At 64.3% G+C, this 3470-nt stretch carries 3 protein-coding genes; 2 read left to right on the top strand and 1 reads right to left on the bottom strand.

Annotation, left to right across the window (positions count from 1 at the left end; genetic code table 11):
- The coding region (locus tag U9979_RS05600; RefSeq protein WP_322778532.1) for a spermidine/putrescine ABC transporter substrate-binding protein at positions 1 to 1194 on the bottom strand (1194 nt) is incomplete at its 3' end.
- A 284-nt stretch (positions 1195 to 1478) separates the two neighbouring features.
- On the opposite strand from U9979_RS05600, the gene U9979_RS05595 reads away from it, so the two are divergent.
- Together U9979_RS05595 and U9979_RS05590 are read left to right on the top strand one after the other, a co-directional pair.
- On the top strand, positions 1479 to 1736 hold the full coding sequence (locus tag U9979_RS05595; RefSeq protein WP_322748975.1) for a hypothetical protein: 258 nt from the start codon (positions 1479 to 1481) through the stop codon (positions 1734 to 1736).
- 156 nt (positions 1737 to 1892) lie between these two features.
- On the top strand, positions 1893 to 3266 hold the full coding sequence (locus U9979_RS05590) for a C2 family cysteine protease (RefSeq protein WP_322778531.1): 1374 nt from the start codon (positions 1893 to 1895) through the stop codon (positions 3264 to 3266).
- Positions 3267 to 3470: the final 204 nt, after the last annotated feature.

Here is a 3470-nt window from a genome sequence, read left to right as displayed (position 1 = left end):
ACGGGCGAACGGGACGGGCGTGATGTAGTTGATTCCTTCGGCCAGCTTCGCGGCGACGTCCGTCTGGTACGCGAAGTCCATAAGCGTGATCGCATCTACCGGATGCGGTGCGGTCACCGGGATGCACATGCTGTCCGTCCAGAGGATCCCGCCCTCGTCCGGGACGACGAAACGCAGGTCCGCGCCTTCGGAATTGGCCTGGAAGATGTCGCCGGACCACGCCATGGAGAGCCACACATCCCCTTTCTTGAGTGGCTCGATGTAGTCCTGCTGGTAGTAGTTGTGGACGATACGATCAGCACGCTGCCTGCGTAGGGTGTCCGCGGCTTTGCGCCAGTCCGCCGGGGTCGAGGTTTCCGGCATGATCCCCAGCCCCACCAGGGTGAAGTTCGGCAGGTCCCGGACGTCGCCGAACATCCCGACCCGGCCGGCGAAGGCCGGGTCGAACAGGTCGCTGAAACTCCTGATCTCACGGCCGGTGCGGTTCGGGTCGTAGGCGATCCCCGTGATTCCCGACTGCCAGGCGACCGTGAACCTGTTGTCCCGGTCGTAGGAGGGATTCACAACGGTCGCGTCTGCGTTGGCGAAGAAGGTGGGCAGCCGATTCCCGTCCAGCGGTGCCAGGTAGTTCAGCCGGATGAGCTCCGCGAGCACCTGACCGTTGGTGATGACCATCAGATCGTGACCGATCGGGCGGCCTGCCTCGACTAACGCCCGGAAGCCCGCGTAGAACGACTCGTCGTTGTCGATGACCTCCCGGTAGGAGACCGTGATTCCCGTCGTCCTGGTGAACAGATCGAGCGTTGGATGCCCGTCTTTCTGGCCGGGAAACGTGTCGATGTACAGCGGCCAGTTCGCGAAGTCCAGATGGCCCGCCCGCGTCCTGCCGGCCCAGAAGTCGGCGACGGTGTGTGCAGGCAGCGGGCTCGGCCCCGCCGGCACCGGTGGCGGGCCCGCCTTCTGCGAGCCGCAGGCGGCCAGCAGAACGCCGCCACCCGTCAGCATGCCGGACAGTCGGAGGAACGCCCGGCGTCCAAGATCCGCCTCGGCGCCCACGCGTCCAGACCGCGGCGGAGCTGCCTGCGGCAACGCCATCCGCGGCCTGGTCAGGCCGCGGATCAGGGCAGGGTGACACAGATCATTGTGATCATTCCCGGACACGTCAGCAGCGGGTCGTTCGGACATCGTCGACATCGCGCCCCTCCTCTTATGAGCTGTTGATGACAGTCGAGCTACTGCTCGCACATAATGATCAATATTCCCGTCAGCAATATTCAACTGCGCGTCTGTATCGTCACTCTCAGGACCACAACGTGGCCGAACGTCGCCGGGACGACAGCGGGGCTCCACCGGGATCGCGAGGATGCCGCTGGGCCGGTCGCGTTCTCGACGTCCGACCAGGGCAACCCCGACCGGCCAACGGGAGTCCAACAAGTACGTCGGCCAGGATCAACTCGGTTCGGGAGGAGTGGATGACCATGGCGTTGGTGCACCACGATCCGTATGACGGTGTCCTGACCACACGGATCGGCCAGGCAGAGATCACTGTCCGGCCGGAGCCGCCCGCCGCCGCGGGGCAGGCGGCGGTGATCCTGCTGCGGTTGGACGCGCCGATGCTCGACGCGCTAGCCGCCGCCTACCTGACGCCCGAGGAAGCCCGCACGCTCGCCGAGGTACTACTGCGATCAGCCGACCTCCTGCGGCCGGCCAGCCCATGGCGAACCCCGCGACCCTGAGCCCGCCGCCAATGCCCCGGGGAAACCCGGGGAAACCCGGCCGCCAAAAGTCCGGTGAAACCACCCGGGTCAGCCCCCACGGTGTTCCTCTAGCGTCGGGCTCGCCAGAAGGGGCGGAAGCCCGATCATCTCAGGGCACGACCGGAGGATCCGCGCATGCCGTCAGACGAAAGCTTTACTCCGAATCCGGATGTCGCACAGCAGTGCGGTGTCATCAATCCCTACCCGTTGGCCGAGGTTATTGCCGGACGGCGTATCGACTGGAACGCCGTCACGGACCGGCGATCGCTGCTCGAGGACCTCCTGCAGACTCCCTACGAGGAACTTTTCGATCCGGTACACGAAGGTCCGCTTTATACCGGTCTCCAGCTCGATGCCAACCTGCGCCTCCAGCAGGTGCGCTCGCCGTTGCTCGATTCCGAGACAGTCGTGCATGTCAACGATCTGGAACTATCGGTTGATCTGACCCAGGGTCTCGAGGTACTCGGCGACCTGGGTGCGAAGTTCGGTACCGACGACATAAGTGGTATACCTGTCCTACGCGCCGAGTCCGGGCCGGGTAACCGCCTCCTGTTAACCCTCCGCGTACCGGAAAAGGACCGGCTGCGGCGTCTCGCGCACGTCCTGACGGCCGACATCGTGCGGACCGTGAGCTACGACCCACAGTCAGCTGGAAGTGCGAACAGCTGGACCCCGCCGGGCGCACAGTGGACGGATGCGGGCACCTTTTTCAACGAAGCCGCGGAATACTTCGACCCGGTTCAGGGTGCAGTGGCGAACTGCTACTACATCGCGGCGCTCGCGGCGGTGGCCTGGGCGACGCCGTTTTCGATCAGGCAGCTGACGAGGGCGACCGGATCGGCACAGCAGTCCTTCGTCGACATGGTGCGCTTCTACAAGCCGAACAGCGGCGGCGCGGTCGACCGAGACGTCGAGGTGACCGAGAAAGTGCCGTTGAGCAGCGGCGGCGGATTCATCTACTGCCGGTCGAGCGAGGCCGGTGAGATCTGGCCGGCCGTCTATGAGAAGGCATACGCAAAACTCAAGACCGGAACCTCCAGTGATCAACCGGACATAACGGCCACGGCCTGGGGCGACTGCGTCTTCGCCACCGCCCAGCTCGCCGGCGGAAACACGTCTTATTACGACACGGCGAGTCGATCAGGCGACCAGCTGTGGGACGTCGTCCGCTCGAACTCGCTGAGCTACCGGACATTCCGGCCGATGACCGCCTGGACATATTCCACTGGATCGGCCAGCCCGAAGAAGATTGTGTACGACAACACGAACATCGTCGGGTCACATTGTTATACGATACTTGGTTGGGCCTATCGAGACGGCAGTAAGTACCTGATACTGCGGAATCCATGGGGCAACACCGAGCCGACGGTCGGGGTTCTCAGCGGAACGACGTTCATGTACGACATCAGCTGGTGGCGCTCGATCGCGTTGGCACCGAATGACGGGACATTCGGAATCGAGGCCAACACCTTCCAGACGTATTTTGCCGGGATCGGCGTGGCCGCGTAACCACGAACGGATCCAGGTAATAATCGCCGGTTTCCGGCGGCGTACACCGGCCGGCGTTGCCTCCTGCGTCCAGCTGCGCCGGAACGCCGAACCGTCGCGCAGATCGATGGAAGATCTCCAGCGTGCAGGCCGTCTCGCCCAGGGACGAAGGTCCGAGGAATGTCAACCTGGCCAAGGGCCACGCTCCGCAATGGATCCAGTGGC

Origin of the sequence: Protofrankia sp. Cas4, from assembly GCF_963555915.1 — a bacterium.
Lineage (GTDB): Bacteria > Actinomycetota > Actinomycetes > Frankiales > Frankiaceae > Protofrankia.
The sequence above is the reverse complement of the archived record's forward strand: the minus strand, read 5'-3'. Positions and strand labels throughout refer to the sequence as shown.